This window comes from Youngimonas ophiurae (nom. illeg.), from assembly GCF_049803795.1.
Taxonomy (GTDB): Bacteria; Pseudomonadota; Alphaproteobacteria; order Rhodobacterales; family Rhodobacteraceae; genus Thalassobius.
Genome location: NZ_JBNAGJ010000002.1, coordinates 445,112 through 470,112, shown reverse-complemented (window position 1 = coordinate 470,112; position 25,001 = coordinate 445,112). Strand labels below are relative to the sequence as shown.

General features: G+C 60.0%; 21 protein-coding genes. 6 read left to right on the top strand and 15 right to left on the bottom strand.

Features of this window, described 5'->3' with window-relative positions:
• Positions 1 to 5 precede the first annotated feature (5 nt).
• On the bottom strand, positions 6 to 1,388 hold the full coding sequence (locus tag ACP15O_RS06765; RefSeq protein WP_425095287.1) for a hypothetical protein: 1,383 nt from the start codon (positions 1,386 to 1,388) through the stop codon (positions 6 to 8).
• A 182-nt stretch (positions 1,389 to 1,570) separates the two neighbouring features.
• On the opposite strand from ACP15O_RS06765, the gene ACP15O_RS06760 reads away from it, so the two are divergent.
• The gene (locus ACP15O_RS06760; protein WP_425095286.1) at positions 1,571 to 2,767 is read left to right on the top strand and encodes a glycosyltransferase family 4 protein; all 1,197 of its coding nucleotides are present in this window, start codon (positions 1,571 to 1,573) and stop codon (positions 2,765 to 2,767) included.
• Here ACP15O_RS06760 and ACP15O_RS06755 read toward each other — a convergent pair.
• On the bottom strand, positions 2,764 to 3,459 hold the full coding sequence (locus tag ACP15O_RS06755) for a sugar transferase (protein WP_425095285.1): 696 nt from the start codon (positions 3,457 to 3,459) through the stop codon (positions 2,764 to 2,766). The genes ACP15O_RS06760 and ACP15O_RS06755 overlap by 4 nt on opposite strands.
• A gap of 860 nt (positions 3,460 to 4,319) precedes the next feature.
• Here ACP15O_RS06755 and ACP15O_RS06750 point away from each other — a divergent pair.
• The 5 genes from ACP15O_RS06750 (at position 4,320) to ACP15O_RS06730 (ending at position 9,855) form a co-directional block, all read left to right on the top strand.
• Positions 4,320 to 4,802 carry a MarR family winged helix-turn-helix transcriptional regulator gene (locus tag ACP15O_RS06750; RefSeq protein ID WP_425095284.1) on the top strand — a complete coding sequence of 161 codons (483 nt, stop codon included), beginning with the start codon at positions 4,320 to 4,322 and terminating at the stop codon, positions 4,800 to 4,802.
• Between the two features lie 9 nt (positions 4,803 to 4,811).
• Positions 4,812 to 5,219 (top strand): PaaI family thioesterase, encoded by a 408-nt coding sequence (locus tag ACP15O_RS06745; protein WP_425095283.1) that lies wholly within the window; start codon positions 4,812 to 4,814, stop codon positions 5,217 to 5,219.
• Positions 5,220 to 5,322: 103 nt separating this feature from the next.
• Complete coding sequence (locus tag ACP15O_RS06740; protein WP_425095282.1) at positions 5,323 to 6,624, top strand: glycosyltransferase; 1,302 nt, start codon at positions 5,323 to 5,325, stop codon at positions 6,622 to 6,624.
• 350 nt (positions 6,625 to 6,974) lie between these two features.
• Complete coding sequence (locus ACP15O_RS06735; RefSeq protein ID WP_425095281.1) at positions 6,975 to 7,634, top strand: sugar transferase; 660 nt, start codon at positions 6,975 to 6,977, stop codon at positions 7,632 to 7,634.
• 82 nt (positions 7,635 to 7,716) lie between these two features.
• Positions 7,717 to 9,855, top strand: a complete 2,139-nt coding sequence (locus tag ACP15O_RS06730; protein WP_425095280.1) for a GumC family protein — start codon at positions 7,717 to 7,719, stop codon at positions 9,853 to 9,855.
• A 24-nt stretch (positions 9,856 to 9,879) separates the two neighbouring features.
• Here the strand turns inward: ACP15O_RS06730 and ACP15O_RS06725 are convergent, their stop codons facing one another.
• From ACP15O_RS06725 to ACP15O_RS06665, 13 genes are all read right to left on the bottom strand, one after another.
• Positions 9,880 to 11,244 carry a polysaccharide biosynthesis/export family protein gene (locus ACP15O_RS06725; RefSeq protein ID WP_425095279.1) on the bottom strand — a complete coding sequence of 455 codons (1,365 nt, stop codon included), beginning with the start codon at positions 11,242 to 11,244 and terminating at the stop codon, positions 9,880 to 9,882.
• A gap of 50 nt (positions 11,245 to 11,294) precedes the next feature.
• On the bottom strand, positions 11,295 to 11,891 hold the full coding sequence (locus ACP15O_RS06720) for a YjbF family lipoprotein (RefSeq protein ID WP_425095278.1): 597 nt from the start codon (positions 11,889 to 11,891) through the stop codon (positions 11,295 to 11,297).
• Complete coding sequence (locus ACP15O_RS06715) at positions 11,888 to 14,020, bottom strand: YjbH domain-containing protein (protein ID WP_425095277.1); 2,133 nt, start codon at positions 14,018 to 14,020, stop codon at positions 11,888 to 11,890. Before ACP15O_RS06715 ends, ACP15O_RS06720 begins: the two co-directional genes overlap by 4 nt.
• 108 nt (positions 14,021 to 14,128) lie before the next feature.
• Positions 14,129 to 14,890 carry a metallophosphoesterase gene (locus ACP15O_RS06710; RefSeq protein WP_425095276.1) on the bottom strand — a complete coding sequence of 254 codons (762 nt, stop codon included), beginning with the start codon at positions 14,888 to 14,890 and terminating at the stop codon, positions 14,129 to 14,131.
• 48 nt (positions 14,891 to 14,938) lie between these two features.
• Positions 14,939 to 15,724 carry a YdcF family protein gene (locus ACP15O_RS06705; RefSeq protein ID WP_425095275.1) on the bottom strand — a complete coding sequence of 262 codons (786 nt, stop codon included), beginning with the start codon at positions 15,722 to 15,724 and terminating at the stop codon, positions 14,939 to 14,941.
• Complete coding sequence (locus ACP15O_RS06700) at positions 15,721 to 16,830, bottom strand: glycosyltransferase family 4 protein (RefSeq protein ID WP_425095274.1); 1,110 nt, start codon at positions 16,828 to 16,830, stop codon at positions 15,721 to 15,723. Before ACP15O_RS06700 ends, ACP15O_RS06705 begins: the two co-directional genes overlap by 4 nt.
• A gap of 6 nt (positions 16,831 to 16,836) precedes the next feature.
• Positions 16,837 to 17,901, bottom strand: coding sequence for an EpsG family protein (locus tag ACP15O_RS06695; RefSeq protein ID WP_425095273.1), 1,065 nt, complete (start codon positions 17,899 to 17,901; stop codon positions 16,837 to 16,839).
• Positions 17,898 to 18,869 carry a polysaccharide deacetylase family protein gene (locus tag ACP15O_RS06690; RefSeq protein ID WP_425095272.1) on the bottom strand — a complete coding sequence of 324 codons (972 nt, stop codon included), beginning with the start codon at positions 18,867 to 18,869 and terminating at the stop codon, positions 17,898 to 17,900. Before ACP15O_RS06690 ends, ACP15O_RS06695 begins: the two co-directional genes overlap by 4 nt.
• Entirely contained in the window at positions 18,859 to 20,061 is a 1,203-nt protein-coding gene (locus ACP15O_RS06685) for a carboxylate--amine ligase (protein ID WP_425095271.1), read from the bottom strand. The genes ACP15O_RS06690 and ACP15O_RS06685 overlap by 11 nt, the downstream gene beginning before the upstream one ends.
• Entirely contained in the window at positions 20,058 to 21,146 is a 1,089-nt protein-coding gene (locus ACP15O_RS06680; protein ID WP_425095270.1) for a glycosyltransferase family 4 protein, read from the bottom strand. Before ACP15O_RS06680 ends, ACP15O_RS06685 begins: the two co-directional genes overlap by 4 nt.
• The gene (locus tag ACP15O_RS06675; protein WP_425095269.1) at positions 21,143 to 22,498 is read right to left on the bottom strand and encodes an oligosaccharide flippase family protein; all 1,356 of its coding nucleotides are present in this window, start codon (positions 22,496 to 22,498) and stop codon (positions 21,143 to 21,145) included. The genes ACP15O_RS06680 and ACP15O_RS06675 overlap by 4 nt, the downstream gene beginning before the upstream one ends.
• 19 nt (positions 22,499 to 22,517) lie before the next feature.
• Entirely contained in the window at positions 22,518 to 23,792 is a 1,275-nt protein-coding gene (tviB, locus tag ACP15O_RS06670) for a Vi polysaccharide biosynthesis UDP-N-acetylglucosamine C-6 dehydrogenase TviB (RefSeq protein ID WP_425095268.1), read from the bottom strand.
• A gap of 15 nt (positions 23,793 to 23,807) precedes the next feature.
• Positions 23,808 to 24,818, bottom strand: a complete 1,011-nt coding sequence (locus ACP15O_RS06665) for an NAD-dependent epimerase/dehydratase family protein (RefSeq protein WP_425095267.1) — start codon at positions 24,816 to 24,818, stop codon at positions 23,808 to 23,810.
• Positions 24,819 to 25,001: the final 183 nt, after the last annotated feature.

Here is a 25,001-nt window from a genome sequence, read left to right as displayed (position 1 = left end):
CCTCTTTACATCACACTTTTCAATTTCATCTTCGATGAACGGACATAGATGTCATCCCGCTCAGCATAGCCCAAAAGAGCGCCCACCCACAGCCAGGTCAGCGGCGTTAGCGTCGCATTGGGCAACAGATCGAACACATTCAGGGCTAAAAACAGGGCCATGCCCGTTACATAGGGCGAAGCATGTTCCAGCACCGAGCCGCGCAGCTTGTGCCATAACAGGAAGATCGGCCACAAAAGCAGCCCGAACATCGCCAGCCATCCGGCCCAGCCAAAGACGCCCAGAATGATCACCCAGTAACCGTCGGCTACGGTTTCAGGCGTGCCGGTTGCCGGATTCAGCACCAGATTGCGCCCCCAGCTGCCCCACCCGAACAGGGGCTTATCCAGGGCGCGTTCCAGCAGGACGTTTTCGTTTTCCAGCCGGTAGCGCAGCGATCCGGCGCGATCCTCGCTGATTTTCTCGGCCTGTTCCAGAAGTTGGCGCTCGGGCACCAGATTGGCGCTTTTGAGCATGGGGTAGCTTAGCGTCAGAATTGCCAGACACATTGCGGTCAGCAACTGCATCCGGCGCGGCAGGAACAACAGCAGCGGCAGCAGAAGGATCGCATACATCAGGGACGCCAGGGATTTGCACAGCACCAGAACGCCGAACAGATACGCAGCCGCGACCATGGCGTAGGTTTTGGTGCGCCCGGTTTCGCCGCGCAGCAGGATTACCGCAGACACCATCGTTCCCATGATGAAAAACGCAGCCCACAGCCCGTGATACAGGAACACGATGGGACGGAATCCGCCCTCGCGGATCATTTGTTCAAAGCTGTGCTGGAAAAACCCATAGACCCAGATGTTGATCTGCGGGCTTAGCCGGACTTCAAGCAGCATCGGAATCGAATAGATCAGCCCGGCCGCGACAAAAGCGATCAGCAGATCGCGCTGGTCCTTGGAGGTTTTCAGCAGGCTGCGCGCCAGCAAAAAGGGCGCGATGATGGACATCTGGCGGAACATGGTGGACACCATGTCCTTGATCCCCATGCCCGGCAGACCGATCCGCCCGAAGAAGACGGGTTCCAGATTGGTGATGGTCGTGCCCAGAGGGCTGATGACGAACAGCACCAGAAACACCCGCGCCACGCGGCTGTCGGGCAGCAATTGGATGCGGTCCCGGTACAGCGCCAGACACAGGATCAGAACCGTCAGATTCGGCAGAGATTCCTTGTTCAGCGGCGGCAACAGAGGCGGGTCAAACGCCGTCGGCTGCGGTGGCAGGAACAGATAGGCCCCCAACAGGCTGACAATCAGCGCGCGGCCAGGGGGCATCGACCGGAAAATCACCAGGCAGATCAGTGGCGACAGGGCCAGTACCAGAAATGCGAAACTGTTTGGCATCAATCCTATGCGCGGGCCGGATTGTGGCGCCGCATCTGCTCGGGGTTCTTGTTGTTTCTATCCTGTTTAGCAAAGTGGTACGGCAAAATAATGGCCTAAATGCCTCGTGTTGGCTAAACTGTGAACGCAATTAAGTGACATCTCGTATTTTAACGCTGACCTAAGGGAAATTTGACCCTCTTATGCCTGTTTCCGATCCGCAGAAACCCACGCTCAAGGTTGCCTATCTGTGCGACTCGACCCCGCTGGACCCGTGGCCCTATTCGGGGGGCAATACGCGGATATACAACGCCCTGAAAGAGGAACTGCCCAATATCGGCATTCTCAGCCAGTCCTGGGGACTGATCGAGCCGCTGCGCCGTCTGTTGCTGAAGCTGCCCTTTGGTGTGCAACTACGGGCCAGATGGCGGCTGCATCTGCTGTTTGCCGGGATTATCCGTCGCCAGGTCGAAAAAGAGCTGCGCCAGGGGGGCTATGACGTTCTGTTCTGTGCCTACAGTTTTCATTCGCTGTTTCGCGTGCGCGTGCCCAAAGGGGTAACGGTGGTCTATACGTCGGATGCGACGCCGACGGCCTATAAGAACTCGGTTGTCGGGCAGGCGTTCCAGTCCTGGTTTGCCCTGTCGCGCCGTCTGGACCCGCTGATCCTAAAGGCCGAGCGCCGCACGTTTCAGGGGGCTGACCTGTTGCTTTGGCCGTCGCGCTGGCTGAAAGAGTCCGCTGATCCGCTGTATGATCTGGACCCCGCGAAATCTATCGTCGTGCCCTGGGGCGCGAATATTCCGGCGCCGGAATTGTCTGGCCCTGCGCTGGCGCTGTCTGCCGGTGCTCCGGTTGATTTTCTGTTCGTTGGCCGGGATTGGTGGGCCAAGGGTGGGGCGCTGACGGCTGAAACGATCCACGCCTTGCGGGCCGCCGGTATTGAGGCGCGGTTGACGGTGGTCGGCTGCGTGCCTCCGGATCTGAACCTGCCCGCATCCGCGCTGACCGTTTATCCGTCTTTGAACAAAACTCTGCCGGATGAGCTGGCCCTGTTCCAATCGCTGTATGAGCAGGCGCATTTCATGATGATGCCCTCGTTCGAATCCTATGGCTTTGCCTTCTGCGAGGCGTCGGCCTTTGGGTTGCCCTCGCTATGCCTGAACGCAGGCGGCGTGCCGATCGAGGACGGGGTGAATGGCCATGCCCTGCCATTAGAGGCCAGCCCGCAGGACTATGTTGCGCTTGTGCAGGGCTACCTGAATACGCCCGCGCGCTATGCGGCTTTGCGTCAAAGCACCCGCGCGCTCTATGAGGAAAAACTGAATTGGTCCGCCTGGGCGCAAACCACGGCGGACCTGATTGTCAAAGATGCCGCACAGCGCGCCCGCGCGGCTTAGTGCCCGGTGGCTTTGAAAACTACGGCAAAGGTCCGCAGGATCGTTTTGACATCGGTGCGCAGCGACATCTGGGCGAAATAGTCTGCGTCATAGTCGGCGCGCTGACGAAAGCTGGTCTCGTTCCGCTCTGATGTCTGCCAGAACCCGGTGATGCCCGGACGCATGGCGTAATACTCGGTCCCCGGATAGATCACGCGCTGGCTGCACATGATGGGGCGGGGCCCGACCAAAGACATTTCCCCGGTGGCGACGTTCAGCAGCTGCGGCAGCTCATCCAGAGACGTGGCCCGGATGATCCGGCCGAATTTGGTGATGCGTGGGTCGTTTTTCAGTTTCTGGTCACGATCCCATTCGGCCTTGGCCTCGGGGTTGGTGGCCAGATAGTCGGCCAGCACATCGTCCGCGTTCGGGACCATGCTGCGCAATTTCCACATACGGAAGCTGCGGCCATTCAGGCCAACCCGGTTTTGCGAATAGAAGGGGGATTTGCCGTCCAGCATCACGATCAGAGCCAGAACCAGCGTAACCAGCACAACAGGAACGGCAGCCATCGCGACGATTGTCAGATCCAGCGCGCGTTTGCCGTAGGACCGATACGCGCCATGGCCGGTTTGTGTGCGTGGCTTGGCGGCGATGGGCGACGGAAGAACCGGACGGGCCAGTTCAAAGGCTGTATCAGCTTGGATATTCACAGGATAACTCCCCTGATGTCTCTTCACTCGTGACGTCGGTTGCCCGACAAAAATCCACCCGATCCACCGGACAGGTCCGGTGGCTACAGCCATTCGGTTTCGGTAAATTCACAAGCGCGGCAGAAGCGCCTGCAAAATTTGTGATGTCGGTCCGTTGTGAACCGCGCTCCACCTGATCTCGGTACCCATCCGATTTCCTGTGGCGTTTAAGAGAGTTTTTGCGCTCTCTTGTGTCTATTTTTACGAAATTCCGGATTCAAACGTCAATTGACCTGACGAAAATGCAACTGAGGCACGATGGGGCAAACCACCCGAATTCGCCGTTTCACGCGTCTTCAAATCGCCCCAGAGGAGACTACACAGAGAAGGCGGGCAACGTGCACTTTTGGGTAGAGCCGGGCCAGCGCGACCAAATGAGTCAGCAAAGAAATTGTTGTGAATTTGGGAACAAATCCGAAAAATAGAATGGAAGGGGCACAGATAGCGCAACAATCCTGCCCTAATTCGCCAAATTTTTTACTTAATCCACGAAGATAATTTAAGACAAATTGGCCGAAATGGTGGCGGCTCGTGCGTCACTTAGGCCAAATAGGGCAGGAATGTGGCAACCTGCGGGCGTATCGGTGGCAGAGGGTGGTGGGAAATGTGGCGCTCTTGCGACTTTGTGTCAAAACAACCTTTGGTGGAAACATGACGTCAAACAATGGCGGAAATTCCGCGGAATTGTCTCGGAAACCGACCAAATGACAGGCGAGAGTGATTCGAAATAGACAGTTCTCTGGGCCTGCGGCGGCAAGTCTATTGATCCCGGAACGGATTTTGCCGATAAGCTTTTAACCTTCGTGGCACAGCGGACTGGTATGAGCGATCAAGACAAAATCGAAAAACGCGTCGGGCTAATTTTTCAACACGTAGCGCGTCTGCGCAGCCGTCTGTATGATCAGAAACTGGCGCCGCATGGGCTGACCTCGGCTCAGGTTTTTGCGTTGAACTATCTGATGCGCCAGGATGGGCTGACCCAGGTTGAACTGGCGCGCTATCTGGGGATCGGAACGGTGGCCGTCAGCGGCCTGATCGACCGGCTGGAAGCCGCCAAATGGGTGGTGCGTAAACCTGACCCACGGGATCGGCGCTCGAACCGGATCTGGCTTTTGCCGGCGGCCGAGGAAAAGAAACAGGTCCTGCGCGAAGCCGCTGAGAATGTGAACGCCGCTTCGATGGAGGGGTTGTCGGATGCCGAAATCGAAACCCTGCTGAGCACCATGCATCACATCCGCAAAAACCTGCTGGAAGCGATGAAAGACGATCCCGACATCGTGCTGCCGCGCTCGGTTCAGGAATAGGGTACGGCGATGTCGCGTCTGGACGATGCTGTGCAACAGATGTCCGGGTTCAATCGGCTGTTGGGTGGGCGGCTGGTAGATTGGGCCCCGGATCTGGCCCGCACCGAACTGACCCTACGCCCCGAGCTGATGAACTCTCAGGGTATTGTGCACGGGGGTGTTTATTGCAGCTTTCTGGATTTCACCTGCGGTATGGCTGGCCTGTATTTTGATGAGGGCGAGACGCGGAAAACCTGTGTAACGCTGTCTCTGACCACCAATTTCGTCAGCGCTGTGGCGGGGGGCGTACTGCATGGCAGCGGGCGGCGCACGGGTGGTGGGCGCTCGATCTTCTATGCGCAGGCTGAATTGCGGGACGATGCCGGTAATCTGGCCGCCACTGCTATGGGCACGTTCAAGTACAATCACCCGCGCTGAGCGCCAGGAATACCCCTCTGCCGCCATTATTCCGCCCATCTTGGCCCCTACACGGTCTGAAAAACGGGGCTATACTGCCGGTGGGCAGGCAAAGGGGCAGCCAGTGGCACAAGGCAATCGCAAACCGCGCATTCTGATCCTTGCGGATGAGTTTAACCCCGAGTGGCCCTCGTTGCCGATCGTGGCCTATAAATATGCGCTGGAATTGGCCAGGCATTGCGACCTGACGATTGCCACCCATGTCCGCAACCGCGAAAACCTAGAGAAGGCGCAGGCCCCGCTGGACATCGTTTATATCGACAATGAGTATATCGCCGCCCCCATGTTCAAACTGGCGCGGCTGTTGCGTGGCGGCGAAGAGGTGGGCTGGTCCACCTCGCAGATCATGAATTATGTCCCCTATGTCGCCTTTGAACGCGGCGTCTGGAAGCGTTTCAAGCCGCAGCTGAAGGCCGGCGAATTTGACATCGTGCACCGGATCACGCCGATGTCTCCGACGATGCCCAGCTATATCGCGCATAAATCCCCAGTGCCTTTTGTGCTTGGTCCGCTGAATGGGGCTCTGGACTGGCCGGCCGCCTTTGCAGAAGAGCAGACCCGCGAAAAAGAGGGGCTGCGCAAACTGCGTGACCTGTATAAATTTCTGCCTTTTGCCCGCTCGACCTATGATAACGCGGCCTGCGTGCTGACGGGATTCAGCCACACGCGTGCAGATCTGGCGCGAGTGCCGGACGATCGGATCGTGATGTTCCCCGAAATCGGCTTTGATCCGGCGATTTTCCATGACCACGGCGCGCGCCCTGCCGGGCAACGTGGTGGGGATAAGGTGCGCTTCATGTTTGCCGGGCGTCTGGTGCCTTACAAGCTGCCCGAATTGCCGTTGCACGCTTTTGCCGGGTCCGATCTGCTGCGTCAGCATCATCTGCACATTCTGGGCGACGGGCCAGAGCTGCCGCGAATGCAGGGCTTTATCGAACAGCATGGCTTGCAGGATTGTGTGACGCTGGAAGGGCGGAAATCCCAATCCGAAGTGGCCGACTGGATGCGCGATTGCGACGTTTTCGTTTTTCCCTCGATCCGCGAGCTGGGCGCCGGTGTGGTAATCGAGTCCATGGCCTGCGGGCAGCACATGATCTGCGTGGATTACGGCGCGCCCGGCGATCTGACGGGTCATGGTGCGCGGGGGGATGCGGTTCGGATGGCGCCCTTTGCGCAGTTGGCCGAGGGGTTCCGTCAGGCGATGGAGACAGCCGTCACTGACCGTGCGCGCAGTGCCGCCCTGGCGCAGGCCGGGCGCGACTATGCGTTCGAGCTGTTCCCCTGGGCTGAAAAAGGTGCGCGGACCAGTCAGATCTACCGCGCAATTCTGGATGGGGATGACATGCAGGCGATGGCCTATCGCTAAGGTCTCGGGCTTTTTTTGTTGCCTTTTGACAACATCTTTCTGCCTGCTCCAAGCCCTCCGGGGAAATTAACCATGACTTTCCCACAGGTCGGCCGCACGCGCGCTTCCTATATTTTTAAGGGCCAAGCCACAAAGCTGGCCAGGGCCTGAATGCACACTTCTGACGGGGTGTGGTGGCTAAGATGCTCGATTCAAGGGCGAATTTTCGACTGATCCATAGCGAAAGGGGAAAAAATGTCTTTTCAAATCGCTAAAATTATCGGAGAAATTACCTCAATGAGGGCAAAAAATTGCCCCAAAGGCGAAATACGCCTGAACGAGCAGATAAAGATCACCGAGGCAGGTGCGTAATGTTTGATTTTGGTTCCCAAGGGATCCTTACGGATTCTGTCGGCGCGCAACTGCGCCTTCCCGCATCCGTGCGCTGGACAGCGTTTGGCGCGCTTAAACGTGTCTTTGACATCCTGATGAGCCTGTTCCTGATGCCGGTCCTGATCGGTCTGATGGTCGTTCTTCTGGTGCTGAACCCGTTTTTCAACAAAGGCAGCCTGTTCTTTGTGCAGTCCCGTATGGGCCGGAATTGCCGCGCGTTTCGCGCGATCAAGTTCCGCACAATGATTGAGGCACAGGTTACTCGCGGCCCCAATGACCCGCTGGAACGAGACCGCATCACCCGTCTGGGCGGCTTTTTGCGCCGCACCCGTCTGGATGAGGTTCCGCAAATCCTGAATGTCCTGTTGGGCGACATGAGCCTGATCGGCCCGCGCCCCGACTATTATGACCATGCGGTTACCTATCTGGAAACCGTGCAGGGTTACCGCGAACGTCATCTGGTGCGTCCCGGCATCAGCGGCCTGGCGCAAACCGAGGTCGGCTATGTCGAAGGCATCGAGGCCACGCAGCGTAAGGTTCAGGCGGATCTTTTCTATATCACCCATACGGGTTTTGCGTTGGAAGCTTGGATTTTCTGGCGTACTCTGATGACCGTATTCGGACGCGCCGGAGCCTGATCAGGGGCTGGCGCCAGACAGGCGGTGCGTGGCACCAGAACAGGCAGACCGCCCGGTAAAAGGGCGGCGCGGGCGATAAAACATGGCGCATACGGGATCCAGGGGGCAAAACAGCCAACATGATGACGAGGGGCTGGACCTTCTTCATCTGCTGACGACTTTGTGGCAGGGAAAATGGCTGATCGCAGCCTGCATCGTGCTGGCCACGTTGATCGGGGGCTACTATGCCTTTCAGGTCGCGGTGCCGCGCTACGCGGCGACGTCCAACCTGGCCTTGCAGATGCGCAGCCAGCTGGTGCGTGAAGTTGACAGCGCCGTGGCCGCGATCCCGCCTGATTTCTCGGCTATGTATACCGAACTAGAGGTCATTACCTCGCGCCGGATCATGGAGCAGGTGGTCCGCAAGCTGGACCTGACGAAAGACCCTGAATTTAACCCGGCTTTGCGGGAAATCCCGGCGTTTTCAATGGCGGGGATCAAGCGCAGCATCCGCGGATTGTTCGGGATCAATCTGCCTAATGCGCCTGAAAACTTCGATGTGGATTCTCCGGCGACGTTCAATACTACGGTGTCCAGCGTCCGTGGCTCGGTATTTGCCGAGGCCAAGCGCTATACCTATATCTTTGAAATCACGGCGCTTTCTCGGGATCCGGTGAAGGCGGGCCTGATCGCCAATGCGGTTGCCGAAACCTATATCGAGAACCAGATCGCCGTGAAATACGAGGCGATCGAGCAGGCGATCGACTGGCTGTCCGAACGTGTTGCCGCGCTTGAGGCAGATCTGAAAGAGAAAGAGGACGCGATCAAGCAGATCCATTCTCAGACCGATCTGATCAACGCGCAGACCCTGGAGGCGCTGAACCGTCAGGCCAAGGAAAACCGTGACCGTTTGCAGGAAACGCTGCAATCCGCTGCCGCCGCCCGTGCCGAACTGGCGCGTCTGGAACAGTTGCGGGAAGGTGGGGACATTCAGACGCTGTCTGACGCGCTGAACGATCCCACCCTGAAACGCCTGCTGAAGGAAACCGAGGTCGGCACAGAAAACGCCCGCCGCCTGTTTGACGCGCGCGCGGAGTTGCTGCTGTCCCGCGTTCGGACGGGGGCAGAGCGCTTTGAGACGCAGGCAAAGGCCCTGCAAACCGCTGTTGAACGTCTGAATGGCCAGATTGCCGAACAGGCCGAGGATCTGGCCAAGCTGGTGCAGCTGGAACGCGAGGCCGAGGCCACCAGCGTTCTGTACGAAACCTTCTTATCGCGCCTGAAAGAGACAACAGTGCAGCGCGGTCTGCAACAGGCCGATGTGCGAGTGATCTCGGAAGCGGGGCGCGGAAAATATGTTGAGCCGCGCAAATCCATGATCCTGGCCATTTCGATGGTTCTGGGTGCGGTGCTGGGGACGCTGGTCATCCTGCTGCGGCAGTTCCTGTACAGCGGGTTCCGCACCGCCGATGACCTGAGCAAACATACCGGGCTGGCGGTGTTGGGTCAGATCCCCCGATTCCCGATCAAATCCCGATCCGAACTGCTGCCCTATCTGGTGGACAAACCCACCTCGGCCGCCGCCGAGGCCGTGCGGAATCTCAGGACTTCGATCCTGTTGTCTGATCTGGACAACCCGCCACAGGTGATCATGTCTACCTCCTCGGTTCCGGCCGAAGGGAAAACCACGCAGGCGATTGCCCTGGCGCATAACCTGTCGGGGCTGGGTAAAAAGGTGCTGCTGATCGAAGGCGATATCCGCCGCCGCACCTTTACCAAGTATTTCGACAAGGTTGTCGATTATGGAGTGCTGTCGGTCCTGTCGGGCTCGGTTCCGCTGAAGGATGCCGTGGTGCGGGACAGCCTGCTGAATGCCGATGTTCTGATGGGCGAGAAAACGAATGTGAACGCTGCGGATGTTTTCAGCTCTGAGGCCTTTCACCATTTTCTGGAACAGGCCCGCGCGGAATATGACTCGATCATCATCGACACGCCGCCCGTTCTGGTGGTTCCGGACGCGCGGGTGATTGCGCAATCCGTGGATGCTGTGGTGTTCTCGGTTGCGTGGGACAGCACCACCAAGGCGCAGGTCGTCGAGGGATTGCAACAGTTCGAGCTGGTCAACCAGAAGGTCGCCGGGCTGGTCCTGTCGCAGATCGACCCGTCCAAAATGAAGCGCTACGGCTATGGCGGAAAATACGGGGCCTATGCGAACTACGGCGCCTCCTATTACGAGCTGTAAGGCATCGCGGACTTCAGCAAGGGCCTAGTTTGCAGCCGTTTGCAGGCTGCCCAGCAACGAGGGGAAGAACTGCTGCACAGCGCGGCCCCATTTCGTGATCGGCTGCTCTTCGATAAAGATCACGTCATTGGGGCGCATCTCCATTCGGGTGGCCAGCGTGATGTTGATGGCGTTCCGTGCGTCCAGATGCCAGGCGGTGACGGCACCGAATTCCTCGGGGTTGGCCGAGGCCCGCAGCACGTAAATCTGCGCCGGATTGCCCGTGGATGTGTTGAAACCACCCTTTTCATACAGCACATCTGCCAGCGTGACCTGGTGCTCAAAGGCCAACGGAACGCGGCTTTGCTTGTAGACTTCGCCGGTCAGGTAAACATAGTCGCGCTGAGTGGCGCCCAATTCCGTCCGGGCCTGGAAATTCTCGCGTTTGTCGATTTGAACTTGCCGGCGCAGATCCATTTCCGCGTGCAGCGCCTGTAATTCGGTATAGCGCGCGGTGCGGCGCATCTCTTTGGCGCGCAGGGCCTGCGTATAGAATTCAATCGCGCGATCCAGATCATAGGACGTGTCCACAAACACCGCGTCGCCATCAAGCAGCAGGGTTTTCCCCAGTTTGGGCTGTTTGATGAATTGTTCCATCGGGATCTGGTACAGGGTTCCGTCGCGATAGATCCGGATCGAGGCAAATTCGCGGTCCTTTACGGTCAGACCGCCGGCCGCTGCCAGAGCCTCGGACAGGTTCAGCGGGTTCAGCGTGATCGGCACGATCGAGGCATTACGCACGGCCCCGCCCACCGAAACACGGTGCGAATTGAATTCGGCGACCTCCAGTGAGAAGGCCGGGTCGATCTGGTTTTCCACCAGAACCTGGAACAGTTGCGCCTCGGCCTCGTCCAGGGTCATGCCAGCCAGGTTGACCGGCCCGATGTCGGGGATCGCAATCGCGCCATCGTCGCGCACGGTATAGCCCTGACGCTGGTTCTGCGCGGCCAGCAGCCCGGTGAGCTGCTCGACGGTCGAGGCGGCGGATTTGGTGGCCAGCAGCAGCACATCCCCCACGCCGATCCGATAGGATTCTGGCGTCACCGAGGGCGGAAGCCGGGTTTCCAGCACGGGTTTCTGATCATACGAGCTAAGCGGCGGTTCGGGCAAAGCGCCCAGCCCGCGCGGCGTGCCGGGATAGCTGACCTGGGAAAATTCTGCGGGCAGGCTGCGCGGCGTGTAGGGCTGGCGATTGGCCACGATAACCGTCTGAGCATTCAAAGAGACAACCCGCACCTCGGCCCCCTTGGTCTGCTGTTTGACCGAGGGGCTGTGATACGACACACCACAAGAACTGGTAGCCAGCGCTGTTCCCAATAGCAGAGCTTGTGTAACTCTTTTGATTGCCATGATGCTCGTCCTTTATTGGGGCCGCCTGTCCGTCCGGCCCTGATTTGCGTCTACTTTACCAGCAACTCGGTTTCCATATAACCCAGAGAGCGGCTGATCCACTGCTTTGAGCGCCACATGGTCCCGTCGTCGCCGAGCCAGTAGGTATTTGCGATATTTCCCTCGGGTGAGAAGCAGGTTTCCTCGAACCGGGTGGTTGGATGCGTGGCGCCGACGATGCGGATCGTGTCGGGGGCGGTGATCTCGATCCGGCATCGGAATGCGCGAAAGGTGGTCTGATACTCGCCATCCAGATAGGTGTGAATCCGGGCGTAATCAGTGCCGGCCCTGTGGCCGGACAGCACGGCGCGCGTGTCCTCGATATCGGCGGCCATCAGATCGTCACCCAGCCCGCGCGTGGCCACAATCAGCCCGTTTTTCATCGACAGGGTGACTTCGTCTGCGGCGCGCCAGGTCACGACTTGCCCGTTCCGCCCCGCAGGCTGCATCGTGGCCAATGTTCCCGGCCCGGTCAGCGAGGCCGCCAGCAGCGGCGTTTCCACCTGATCCAGCTGTTTGCGACTGACCAGGCTGTCAATGCTGACCGGCACGGCCCGAGGCGGCGTGCAGGCGGCCAAAACCAAGAGGGCAGCAAACCAACGGATCATCGCCAGAACCTCCCCCAGCCATCGCGCAGATCCTCGCGTTGCAGGCCGCGCACTGTGTCATAAAGCCGTCCGTTCACGTTCAGCCGCGCGCCGCCGTCACGCGTTACCGGGCGGATCGTGGTGGTGTATTGGTCGGTCGAGGGCTGGCCCGACACCCAGTTCAAAGGCACCGTGATCCGCAGCCCCTTGTCAAACGAGCCTTCGCCGAAATCATCAAAGCTGACATCGGTGAACGTGGCGAAAACCCCGACTTTCCAGCCGTTGCGGAATTCCCGGTCCAGGCTGAGCGTCGCGCCCCAATCCCCGGCCAGATAGCGGCCCGCGTCCACCTGCCCGCGATAGCCTTTGCCCAGATCGAAATAGGCCGAGACATGGCCGGTGGTGATCTCATAATCCTGAAACCCGAACAGCTGATCGAAATCGCGCTGACGAACGTGGTTCACCTCAACCCCCAGGGCCCAGCGGCGATTGTCGGGTTTCCACAGCAGCTCGCCCGAGACGCCGCCGTACATTTGCTCCAGATAGCCAGCGGTAAAGCGGCCGTATAGTTCCTTGCCCGGTTTGAAGTAATAGGCGCCCGTCAGTTCCGTCAGCGCGGGGTCGCCCTCGCGTTCGTAGATGTTGAAATCAGAACGCACATGCGGCAGCACCGAGGTCGAGGGCCGGTTGGATTCATCCAGATTGCCCAGCAGTTTTTTCCGCATCGTGCCCCGGAAAATCAGGCCGGGGGCGGGTTCGTATTTGCCCGACAGCTCGACTCCGAAATCCGCGCGCAACGGGGCGTCAGGGTCGAAAAAGCTGGGGGAGAGGTAAGGTTTGAAGTCCCATTCGAATTTGGGATAGCGGCCGGAGATCGGGCTCAGCCCCTGCTGGACAGTATCAAACCGGGCGCGGGTATAGCTGGCCCAGGATCCGTCGGCCTTGAATTCCAGCCGCTCCATGTCTGCGCGGCGCAGCGTGATGGCCTCGCCGCGCATTCCGGCGGCCATGGGGACAATCACGAAATGTGTTACCGAGGGCTGTGCCAGCCCCGTCAGATGCCGCGCGGTGCGCCCCACCGCCTGAGCCATGGTGGCGTAGGTCTCATTCTCGATCTCGATCGTGACGCTGTGTTGACCAACGGACAGGCCATGGACGCGAATACCGTCGTTTAGCAGGGCCGCGTTGATCCGTTCGGCCTGCGTATCGAGCATCTCTGGCGTCCAGCCCAGCTTGGCCAGATCGGCGCGGGGCACCACGGGGGGCGGGGCCTTATCCTGGCCGGCCCCGGCTGGCGGCGTTTTCGGGTTCACTCCGAAAGTGGCCATCACCCCGATTTCCGAACCGTAAAGATAGTTCAGCCCGACATTGATATGCGGCCGGTACGCATAGTTCAGGCCCAGGTTGATCGGCGATTTGCGGTCAAAGGCGCTGCCGTCCTCGTGCGGGTAGGCATCCGAGGAATATTCAGCGATCAGGCGCAGTTTCGGGGTGGCCTGCCATTCGATCCCGCCAAAAAAGGCCGCATCTCCGCGGAACCAGTTATTGGTGCGGACCAGGCCACCGTTATCGCCATCCCGACCCGGCCGCGTATCGAACCTGTCCGAGATCACCGACAGCGGGTTGCGGAACGCACCGACTCCTGCCAGCCGCCCCCAGCCAATCCCGCCCGTCACCCGCAGCGTTGGCGACAGGGATTTCGAGGCCACCACATATTCCGACGAATACAGCCCCGTCCCCAGAAAATCGTTCAGGCCGATGGCCACGGCGGGGCGACGGTGGTCCTCGTCCATCAGGCGGTAATGCACGGAAAAACTGCGGTCGAACCGATAGTCCGAGATGACTCCATCCAGATAGGGCTGCACATCATACAGCAGCGCATAGCGGAAACTGCCCGACAGCCGGTCCGAGATCTGAAACGTCAGCGTATTGCGTGTCTGGTTCCGAAAATGGCTGGAGGTATAGGACAGCTCTCCATCCGGGCGACTAAAGGCCGAGGGCATGTCGATCATCCCCGGATAGCCGTAGCTGTTATACCCCGCATAGCCCGCAAACCCGCCCGCCTGTTGCGGCACGGCGGGGGTGGCGCTGATCAGCGCTCCGCAGGACAGAATAGTCCTGCACCAGTTGTATACAGTCCGGCGTTTCATCCCAGGTTTTCGGTTATCATCACGATACAGCAGCAGTCCCCCTGAGTATGACACAATATGTAGGGGGTCTTTAACCGTTTTTTTGCGGATTTTTGCGCCTCAGGGCGATCAGGTCGAAAGAAACTCGACCGTGCCGTGTGAAATAAGGGCCGCCGTCAGCCGCCCTGTGGCATAGGCACCCGTATCAATAGCGATCCGGCCCCGCGCGGCCTTGGGTTTGTCAACAACGACGTGGCCATAGACCACCCATTGGCCATCTGTCCGGGTTTTTTCGGCGAAATCCCGGTGCCCCCAGATCAGATTGCGTTCGGGTTGCTGATCAATCGGGCGGGCGGGGTCGGCGCCCGCATGGGTGACATGCACATTGCCACTGCGCCAGTGGACAGGCCGTGCGCGCAGCCAGTCGATTGCCGCGTCCCCCATCGCTTGGGCCAGGGCATCGCGCAGTTTCAGCAGCGCTTTGTCATCGGTGCCAATCAGTTTTACGCCATAGCTGGACAGAGTCTGAAGCCCGCCGAATTTCAGCCAGCGGGCTCCGTATTCGACCGGGTGATCCAGAAATTTAAGGCACATGTCCTCGTGATTGCCGCGCAGGCAATGGACGGGTTGGGGGCCGTGCTCTGATGCGGACATAAGCAGGTCAAGCACCTCGGCGCTCTGCTCGCCGCGGTCCAGATAGTCACCAACGAACACTGCGGGCAGGCCGGGGGCTTTTTCTAGGATCAGCTGCTCCAGATGTTGGACCAGATCGACCCGCCCGTGCACGTCGCCAATCGCCAGAAACGGCTGATCGGGTGCAATCGGGCTGGAGAAACCGTTTGCTTTCTCGGGGCCGTTTTTCCGGCCAAAGATCGTCCTAAGCGCTGCCATTGTTTCATGAATACTCAGCGGTAACCCATTGGCAAGACGCAAAAGAACTTAGCGTCCCGTCATCTTATAGGCCATCAAACCAATGGTTTCTTTCGTGGCCGTGTTCAGCACATGCAGATTGCGCGCCAAGTTCCAGCCTATCCCGACGCGAAAACTGCCCGAGCGATGATCCACAGGCCATGCCACGATATTAGGCCAGCCGGCAGAGCGGAAGCTGCGCATCGCGCGGCGCATATGAAAAGCCGAGGTCACCAGCACCCAGACTTCCTCGGGTTTGGGCTGGATCAGGGCCATCGAGTTGCGGGCATTCTCGGCCGTATTGCGCGAGGTCCGTTCCAGCAGTATCCGATCCGGCGCAATCCCCAGCGCGGTGAATAATTGGGCAGCCATTTGTGCCTGCGGAACCTGCGCGCGCCCCAGATCGCCCAACGCGCCGCTGCCCCCGGTAAACAGCAGCCGCGCCTGCGGATACGCATGGGCCAGGGCGGCGCCTTCGATGAAACGCTCGCCTGCTTCGTTGGTTTGCGGCAGCCCCCAGCGCAACGCCCGACCGGCGCGCTCACCCCCGCCCAGAACGATGATCCCGTCCACTTTGCCCAGGGGCGGGGCGACGGGATAGCGGGCCTCGATCGGGCGCAGCAGCAGCTCGCCCACGGGAAACACGCATAGCGTCAGAAGCAGAGCAATCCCCAGCCCGGACAGGATGCGCCCCAGCCGAACCCGCCCGCGCCAGCCGGCCCAGGCCCCCAGTAGCAACAGTAATACTATCCAGGTTTCGGCGCGCAGCAGGGCACCGACCAGTTTGGACAGAATGAAAAACCCGGTGTCCATCATTTTGCGGTGACGTCTCTGATGGCCTGCTGATAGGCGCTGACGACGACGGATTTGTCGAACTCGCGCTCCATTTTCTGGCGGCTGGCCAGCGCCATCGAGCGTTTCTGCTCGGGGACCAGAGCCATGAATTCCTGGCACGACCGGGCCAGGCTTTCGGCGCTTTGCAGCTGGCACAGAAAGCCGGTCACGCCGTTCTGGACAACCGCGCGGCAACCGGGGACATCGGTGGCGATCAGCGGGCGGGCCATGGCGGCGGCCTCGATCAGCGTGCGGGGCGCACCCTCACGGTACGACGGCAGCACGACGCAATGCGCCGCAGCGATATGCGGGCGGACATCTGCGGTCTCGCCCAGGTAATCGACATCCACCCGAGGGGACCATTCCGCGACGGTCTCGGGCGGGATTGCCGTGCGGTTTTCTGCCCCCAGCGGGCCCAGCAGCCGGAACTGCGCCTGCGGGACAGTCTGTTTCACGATCCGCGCGGCCCGCGCATATTCCAGCACGCCCTTGTCCCGTATCAGACGGGCGATCATCAGAAAAACCGGAGGCGTGTCCGCAGGCAGGGGCGTTGCCTGGAACCGTTGCAGATCAATACCGGAACCGGGCAGCAGACGCGCTTGATGCGCCCGGATCAGACCGCGTTCCAGAAACAGTGCCTGGTCGTCCTCGTTTTGAAAAAACACGACGGGCAGGTCTTGAAAACACCGCCGATACAGCGTTTCAGCCACTTTTTGCAGCGCCGGCCCGGACAGGAAAGCCGTGCCCAGCCCCGTCACGTTCGGAATGAAGGCAATACGCAGAGATTTCGCGGCCAGGGCTCCGAACAGGTTGTTTTTAATAGTAAAGCTGAGCACCAGATCGGGGTTCAGTTCCTGAAAGGCCCGCTTCATCCGCCGCATCAGACGCCATCCATCGACAGGGGACAGGCCCTTGGCGTTCATCCTCAGCGGCACGAAGGCACAGCCCATCTGACGCAGAGTTTGCTCGGCCCCGTCGGCGGGGGCCAGCACGGTCACGTCATGCCCGGCGGCCAGCAGGTGCTCGACCAGGGGGCGCCTGAAATTGACGATGTTCCAAGCCGTATTGACCGTCATCAAAACCCGCATCGGCGCTTATCCTCCGGCGAAAATCAGAAGGCTGAAACTGTTATAGGGATCATAACAATTCTGCGCGTGGCTGGAGGTCAGAAACCAGAACAGCTGATACAGCCCATAGGCCAGCGGGGGCATCATCCGCGTGAACAGCACGCGGCCCTTGGGGGCGATTGCATGGCTGAGATACACAAAGCTGAGAATGCTGAACGGCATGATATAGAAATTGAGCCGGTGCAGCGCGATGGACGAATAGGCCGCCACGGGCAACAGGCAGAAAGAGATGATTACAAACAGCTTCAGCAGCCCGTAAACTTGCGGGAACTGAGCGCGCAGCTGTTTGTAATAAAACAGGAAAAACACCTGCGGGATCATGATCAGCGCATATCGGACCAACGCTCCTTTCGAGGTGACCTCGCCATAGGTCTGATCCACGTAGCGATCCGTATAGACGTCCAGACGGTCACTCAGCAGGTAGATCGCCAGCGGGCTTAGCAACAGGACGGCCGCTCCGATCTGCATGGCATTGACGCGGCGCCCGGCCAGAAACGCAAGGGGCAGGAACATATAGGCCGAGCTGTGAAACTGCGCGCCAGCCAGGATGATCAAAGCCGTCGTCAGCCGCTGCCCTTTCAGAAAACTAACCGAGGCCAGCATCAACGCCGCAGTCGCAATCCCCTGCCGGATACCGGACATGCCCAGCTGCACGATGATCACCGGAAACAGCAATGCCATGATCATCACCGGGTTGATATGGGCGCGTGCAAAGATGAAATACCCAACGATCATCAGCGCCGAGGCGCAGACATTCACCCACATATAATGCGCGCCGATGGTTTTCAGGATACCGTTCAGCAGCTCGAACCCTGGCTCTTGCCGGGACAGGATTTCGCCCAGATGCAGGCCGGGCAGCGTGTTGACATAGCGGAAATAATACCCGGTAAAGTCGCAGCCCACATTCACACGAGACCCCATGAACCACAGCAAAAACAGGCTGATCCCCAGCATTGCCGCCAGATTCCGGCGATCGGACACTGACAGGCCCAGTACCGAGGCCGTGGTGAAAAGCGTCAGATAGGTGATCAAAAGACGCCCTCCTGTTTGGCGATGTCGGCCATCGAGGCGCTCTGAAACCCATAGAGATCCCGCAGCTTTTGGAAACTCTCCAGCAGGGTGGTCAGCTGTGCGCAGTTCTGCTCGATATTGCGGCCCATATTATGCGGGTGCCACCACAGGTGATAGTGTTTACCGCTCTGCGCGGCATGTGTCATCTCGGTTATGATCCGTTTCTGATGCAGCAGGGAATACAGCGGCCACCGCGCCGACCAGGGACGCAGAAACCGCGAGGCCGGCACATCGAGGCTGCCGTTTCGCGCCTGTACCGGAGGGGCAGCCTGCGTGCCCAGCAAGGGCAGCGCCCCGTCCAAAAAACGCGCGGCGCGGATGGGCAATGACAGCTCGTGCTCGGCGCGGCTGCGATACACCTGGCCCGTGGGGACACCGCGCCAGGCGGTCATGCCGCAGTCCCGCGCGGCCCGAACATGCGTCTCGCTGAACTGATTTCTGGGAAAGACGATGCTGGTCAGCCTGTGCCCGGCCTGGTTTGCAATGGCCTGCGCCGCCATCAGATCCGCGTGCCAGGCGGCCTGGGTCATTCCCGGCTCTAGCGCATAAATATGGCCATAGGTGTGCGAGGCGATTTCCTGCCCGTCTGTCTGCGCAATCCGGTCCAGCAAGGAACGCCCGAAATACAAAGGCGCCTCGGATTCATCTTGTCCAATCTGGTTCAGATCGGGATAGGGGGACAGGGTTTCGTGCGCGTACTCTGGACGAGTTGAGGGGGAATAGAGCCACATTTCGTCTCTGTTCCGGGCAAAAAGCAGCCCAACCGCGGCCCAGGTTGCACGGATGCCGAACCGTTCAAACAGCGCCAGCATCCGTGGGATCGCCTGCCGCCCGCCCAGCACCGCATCGCCATAGTCTTCGGCGCTGCGATGATCCCGCACGCCCCACATCAGTTCGAAATCCAAAGAGATAATCAGCCTACCCGCCATTACGTCCTCCAATCAGGCGGCGCAGGGCTTTTCGGGCGAAATTTCCAAGCTCGGCCAGCGCGGGCATTGGATCGTCCCATGCGAAAACCGCATAGGTTCGCTGCTGCGCGGGGCCGGTGGCCTCGGTCTTGGGGGTGGGCAGCACAAAGCCATGTCTGAGACGATAAAACAGGCTCGAATACAGGTCTTTTGGGCCATAACGCCAGCGCAGACTGTCAATCTGCGGACGTGCGGGCGGCACCGGCAGGCCCGCCATATCGCAATAGGCGCTGAGCACCACCGGCCGCCCGGCTGGCTCGGTGATCGAGAACCACAGCGAGGGGCGGACGTTGATCTCGATAATTATGGGTTTGCCTGTGTTAGGGTCTGTTTTGAACTCTGCCGCAGCAATGCCTCGATACCCAAGAGCCGTCAGAAAACGGGTGGCAATCCCGGCGCTGTCGGGCTCGGGGTGGCTTTGAACCAAAGAGGCCGAGCCAAAACCCGGTGGAAACTGCCGCAGCTTGCGCGCGGTAAAGCTTGCGTGCGTGTCCTGGCCATTCAGATAACCGCACCAGAGCGAGATATTACTCTCGGGGCCGGGCACGATTTCCTGCACCAGCAGGGTTCCCGCCTGGGCGGGGATTTGCTCAATCTGGCGCGCATAATCCTGCGCGTTTTGGGCGATCCAGCCTTTCTGTCCCTTCATCTGGTCCTTCACCAGCTGGATCAGGGCGGGCTTGATCATGCACGGATACCGAATGTCCAAGGCCAGTCCGGCAATCTGATCCTTCGTGCCGGACCACAGCTGAGGATAGGCAACGCCATGCGTTTTGCAGAGACGATAGAAGCTTTCTTTGTCCATGATCTGCCGGGCCAGCCCATCGCGATAACTGGGCTGAAACCGGAAATGCCGGGCCAGTCTTTCGGCATTGTCACAGAGCAGATCAATATCCTGATCCGAGGTTGGAATCAGGATGGGCTTCGGCCCGTCTGCGGGGAAGGCGCGGCACAGTTTTTCCAGCTTTTCTGCTGGATCAGAGACTGAAATCACCGTCTTGCAATAGCGTGAGCGTGTCCCCGCCTGAGTGCCGTCTGTCACGCCGATGACCGGGATTCCGGCGCGTCCCAGAGCGCGGATGACGTGCAGCCCGGTCGGCGACAGCCCCATCACGACGGCCGGTGGCAAAGCAGATTTCGGGGCGGTGTTCATCTTGGCTCCTTGCGGTGGGCCTCATGATAGAAGCCCACCAATCGGGCCGCAATCGCGGGCGTGGCAAAGCACGTCTGGGCGCGTAGGCGTCCGGCGGCACCAAGACGCTGGCGTTCTGCATCATCTTGTAACAATGCGTCCAGAGCGGCAGCCAGGGCCGGCGCATCCTGCACGGGGACCAGGCGGCCGGCATCGCCCAGAACTTCGGGCAAACCACCGGCCGTTGTCGCAAGAACAGGGCGGCCAAGGGCCATTGCCTCGGCTGCGGTCAGGCCAAACCCTTCGTAGCGTGAGGGCAGGACCACCAGATCGGCAGACTGGATTTCCTGTTGCATCTGCGCATGAGACAGCGGGCCCGTTATGCGCACATCAGGGGCGGTTTCGGACAGGATTTCCTGCAAGGGCCCGCCGCCGGCAAACACCATTTCGATGGGCGTTTTCAGCAAGGTTAGAGCCTGAATCAGATCCTGGTGCCCTTTTTCATGGACCAGCCTGCCAGGCACAACCACACGAAACAGAGTACGTGCGGGGTGCGGGTCCGGCAGGGGCGGAATCTCAACCGGGTTGTACAGTATCTTGGGCGTCTTCAGCCCCAAAGCGGCGCGGTAATGCTGTGCAACGGCCTGCGACACGGCAAGCGTCTGATCAATTCCCAACGGATAGAGAACCCGCGCGATCTGACGCTTGGCCCACAGGCCCAGCCCGGCTTTGTTCGCGCCCGCATAGGCCAGATTGTGGAAACTGACAAACGTCCGGGCGCGGTGCAGCCGCATCAGGCGCAGCAGCGCCACGGTGATCGCGGGGAAATACAGATGCGCGTGGATGATGTCAGCGTCGGCTTTTCGTGCGATCCGGGCAATCGCGCGGGCACGGCGGGGCAGGTTCCATTTGCTCGATGCCGTAAGGCGATGCACGTGAATACCGTGCGATTCCAGCATGGGCTGCAAATCATACGGAGGGCGCAGCACAGCGACCTGCGCGGTGCAGCCCTGCTTGGCCAGTGCGGGCAGAAGCGTGACCAGCATCTGCTCGGCTCCGCCCCGGCCGAGACTGTCGATGACATGCAAGGCGCGGATCGGTTTCATGCCGTTCCCTTCCGCACAAGACCCAGGACAGAGCTGTCGATGCGCAGCAGTTTCAGCCCCGCCAGCCAGAGCATCACATTCCACAGCACAACCGCGCAGAACGTGGCCCAGGCGGCTCCGGATGCGCCGAATTGGGGGATAAGAGCCGCATTCAGACCGATATTCACAACGGTCGCCAGCACAAAGGCACGCATTGTGTGTTTCTCGTGCCCGGTCATGTTCAGCAGCCCGATGCAAGAGCCAAAGAACGTGCTGACAACCTGCGCTGCGGTCAGAATGATCAGCGCGGTCGCGCCCGGCACGAAGGGCTCGCCATAAACCAGGCGCAGCACCGGCCCGGCCCACAGAAAGAACACCAGAGCCATGGGCAAGGCCATCGCGAACCCCGCCGCAGCCCCCCAGCTGGCGATCCGGGCCAGTTTGCCAGTCTCTGCGGTTTTATGGAGCGCGGCGAAACGTGGGTTGATCACACTGGCGACGATTCCCATGCCGATGGCGCACAGGCTGGCGCCGGTCGAGGCAACTTTATAGTAGCCCACCTCGGGGGCGCTGCGCCACCAGCCCAGCATCAGCAGGTCCGCATTCGCCATCAGGCTTTGGGCCGAGGCGATCAGGGCGATCGACCAGATCGCGGCGTTCCAGTCGCGGGTCTGCTGGGTGCGGGTGGTGTTTTCGGTCACCTCTGTCGGGCGGGCCTTGAGGAACAGCACCAACCCGATGGCAAAGGCCGCCGCAGCCGCGCCGACCTGTAGCCTCATGGCCAATTGCGCCGATATGTCAGAGCCGCCAAGGATGAATGCCCCACTCAGCAACACGATCATGACAAAGGGGCGAAACAGGTTATCGGGCATTTGTGCCCAAACCACCCGGCCCAGCCCGCTGAGTGCGGCGCTGCGCGCGGCGGACAGCGCCAGCAACGGCACCAAAGGCAGCCCCCACAGCAGGACTTGTCGGGCGTTGTCCTCGATCAGTGCGGGCAACAGTAGCAACACCAGCAAACAAAGAGCGATGACCACGCAGGACAGCGCCAGAATGCGCCCGGTTGCCCAGAACCACAGCCCGCGCATCATCGGCCAGTCCTGCACGGCCAGAGCGCGGGCCGTTTCACGCGTCACCAGCGAAGGCAAACCCATCAGCGCGGGCAGACCCAGCAGATTGATTACCGAGATCGCCAGCGCATACTGCCCCAGACCGTTCGCGCCCAGCACCCGCGCCAACACGACCGAAACCGCCAGCATCAGAGCCAATCCGGCGATGCGAACGGCCCCCGCACCCAGCCCTGTTTTGAACAGGCCGGACTTCAGAACCTGTGTAAGATCCTGAAACAAGGTCCGACGGGCGGGCGCGGTCATGGTCTGGCCTTTCCTGAGGTTAGAGCCTCAGATCGCTGTCCGAGGCGTCGAACACATTCTTGAGGTCAAAGAACACGCTGGGCTCGCGGCTCAACGCGCGGATTTTCCGAAGCCCCATATCGCGGAACGCCTGATGCGCGACCGCCAGGATCACACCGTCATACTGGCCGTCCTGCGGATCGCCGACCGGGGCAATGCCATATTCCTGCGTGGCTTCCTCTGGATCGACCCAAGGATCATGCACATCGACCTGAACGCCAAATGTTTCCAGCTCGGCAATCATGTCCACAACGCGCGTGTTGCGCAGATCGGGGCAGTTTTCCTTGAAGGTCAGGCCCATGACCAGCACGCGGGCGCCATTCACCTGGATTTTCTGACGCAGCATGGATTTCACCATCTGCCCGGCCGCATAGGCGCCCATCCCGTCATTGATCCGGCGCCCGGCCAGAATGACCTGCGGGTGATAGCCCGTCGCCTCGGCCTTGTGGGTCAGGTAATACGGGTCCACGCCGATACAGTGCCCGCCCACCAGACCGGGACGGAAGGGCAGGAAATTCCACTTGGTCCCGGCGGCTTTCAGCACGGCCTCGGTATCAATGCCCATCTTGTTGAAGATAATCGCCAGCTCGTTCACCAGGGCGATGTTCAGGTCGCGTTGGGTGTTTTCAATCACCTTGGCGGCCTCGGCCACGCGGATGGATTCCGCCATGTAGGTGCCCGCCGTGACAACCTGCGCATACAGCGCGTCGATCTCGGTGGCCACTTCGGGGGTCGAGCCCGAGGTGACCTTCAGAATGTCCGGCAGGCGGTGCAGCTTGTCGCCGGGGTTGATCCGTTCGGGGGAATAGCCCGCGAAAAAGTCCTGGTTGAAGGTCAGCCCGGAAACGCGTTCCAGCACCGGCACGCAATCCTCTTCGGTGGCACCGGGGTAAACGGTGCTTTCGTAGATGACGATGTCGCCCTTTTTCAGCGCGCCCCCCACGGTTTCCGAGGCCTTCAGCAGAGGTGTCAGATTGGGCCGCTTATGCGCGTCGATCGGCGTGGGCACGGTAACGATGAAAATCTGGCAATCAGCCAGATCCTGCGGATCGGCGCTATAGGTCAGATGGGTGGCCTCGGCCAGTTCTTCGGCGTCTACCTCTAGCGTGGTGTCCACACCCGATTGCAGCGCGCCGATGCGGCCCAGATTGATGTCAAACCCGACAACGGGGCGTTTCTTACCAAACTCAACCGCCAGGGGCAGCCCGACATAGCCCAGCCCGATGACAGCGATTTTCTTGTCTGCATGGCTCATATGGTTTGCCCCCCGCTATTTCCCATAATACCCACGGAACCATTCAACGAACCGGGCAATCCCATCACGGACATCGGTTTTCGGAGTATAGCCCGTCAGGCGCTGCAACAGCGTCGCATCTGCCCAGGCGGCGGGGACATCGCCCATCTGCATCCCCATGTAATTGCGGATTGCCTTTTGTCCCAGTTGGTTCTCGATCTCGTCGATGAAATCCAGCAGGCGCACCTTGTCCGAATTGCCGATATTCACGATTCGGAACGGAGCAACAGGGCTGAGGCTGTCCCACTCGGGCACTTGTTTATCGGCGGGGCGTTCCGGCACGGCGTCAATCAGCAGGCGGATCGCACGGGCCAGATCATCGACATAGGTAAAGTCGCGATACATATCGCCGTGGTTATAGATGTTGATCGGGCGCCCATCCAGAATGGCATCCACGAACATGAACAGCGCCAGATCGGGGCGCCCATAGGTGCCGTAAACGCTGAAGAACCGGAACATGGTGACCGGCAGATCCCACAGATGGGCATAGGAATGGCCCATGCTCTCGGTCGCCTTTTTCGTGGCCGAGTAGATGGTCAGCTGCGTGTCGGCCTTTTCGGTCTCGACGAAGGGCATGTCCTCGTTCGCGCCGTAGACCGAGCTGGTCGAGGCCATCAGCAAATGTTCCACCTTCAGACGCTTGGCGACCTCCATGATGTTGAATGTGCCGACGATGTTGGAGTCGATATAGGTGCGCGGATGTTCCAGGCTGTGCCGCACCCCGGCCTGGGCGGCCAGATGCACGATGATCTGCGGCTGAAATTCGTCCGCGACCTGGTTTACCAGCGCGTCATCCTCCAGCATGCCGACAGTGCAGCTGAAATTCGGATTCTCCAGCAGGATTTCGTGGCGGCGTTTTTTCAGGTTCACATCGTAATAATCGGTGATCCCGTCATACCCGTGCACGCGAAAGCCTTCGGCCAGAAGGCATTTTGCCAGGTGAAATCCAATAAACCCGGCGGTGCCGGTGATAAGCACGCGACGCATGTTACCTAACCATCTCTTGTTTGTTGCCTGTTTCATCGCCCCGTGGATCGAGGCCTTCGTTATCTGCGACATGATTCGCATATTCGCCGGGGCAAAAGCAATCTTCTAATCCGGACGGAAGCGCGAAAATCGAGTGTCAGTCGCCCGGAAAGGCACCAAACCTTGTTTTCGGTAAGGTTTCAT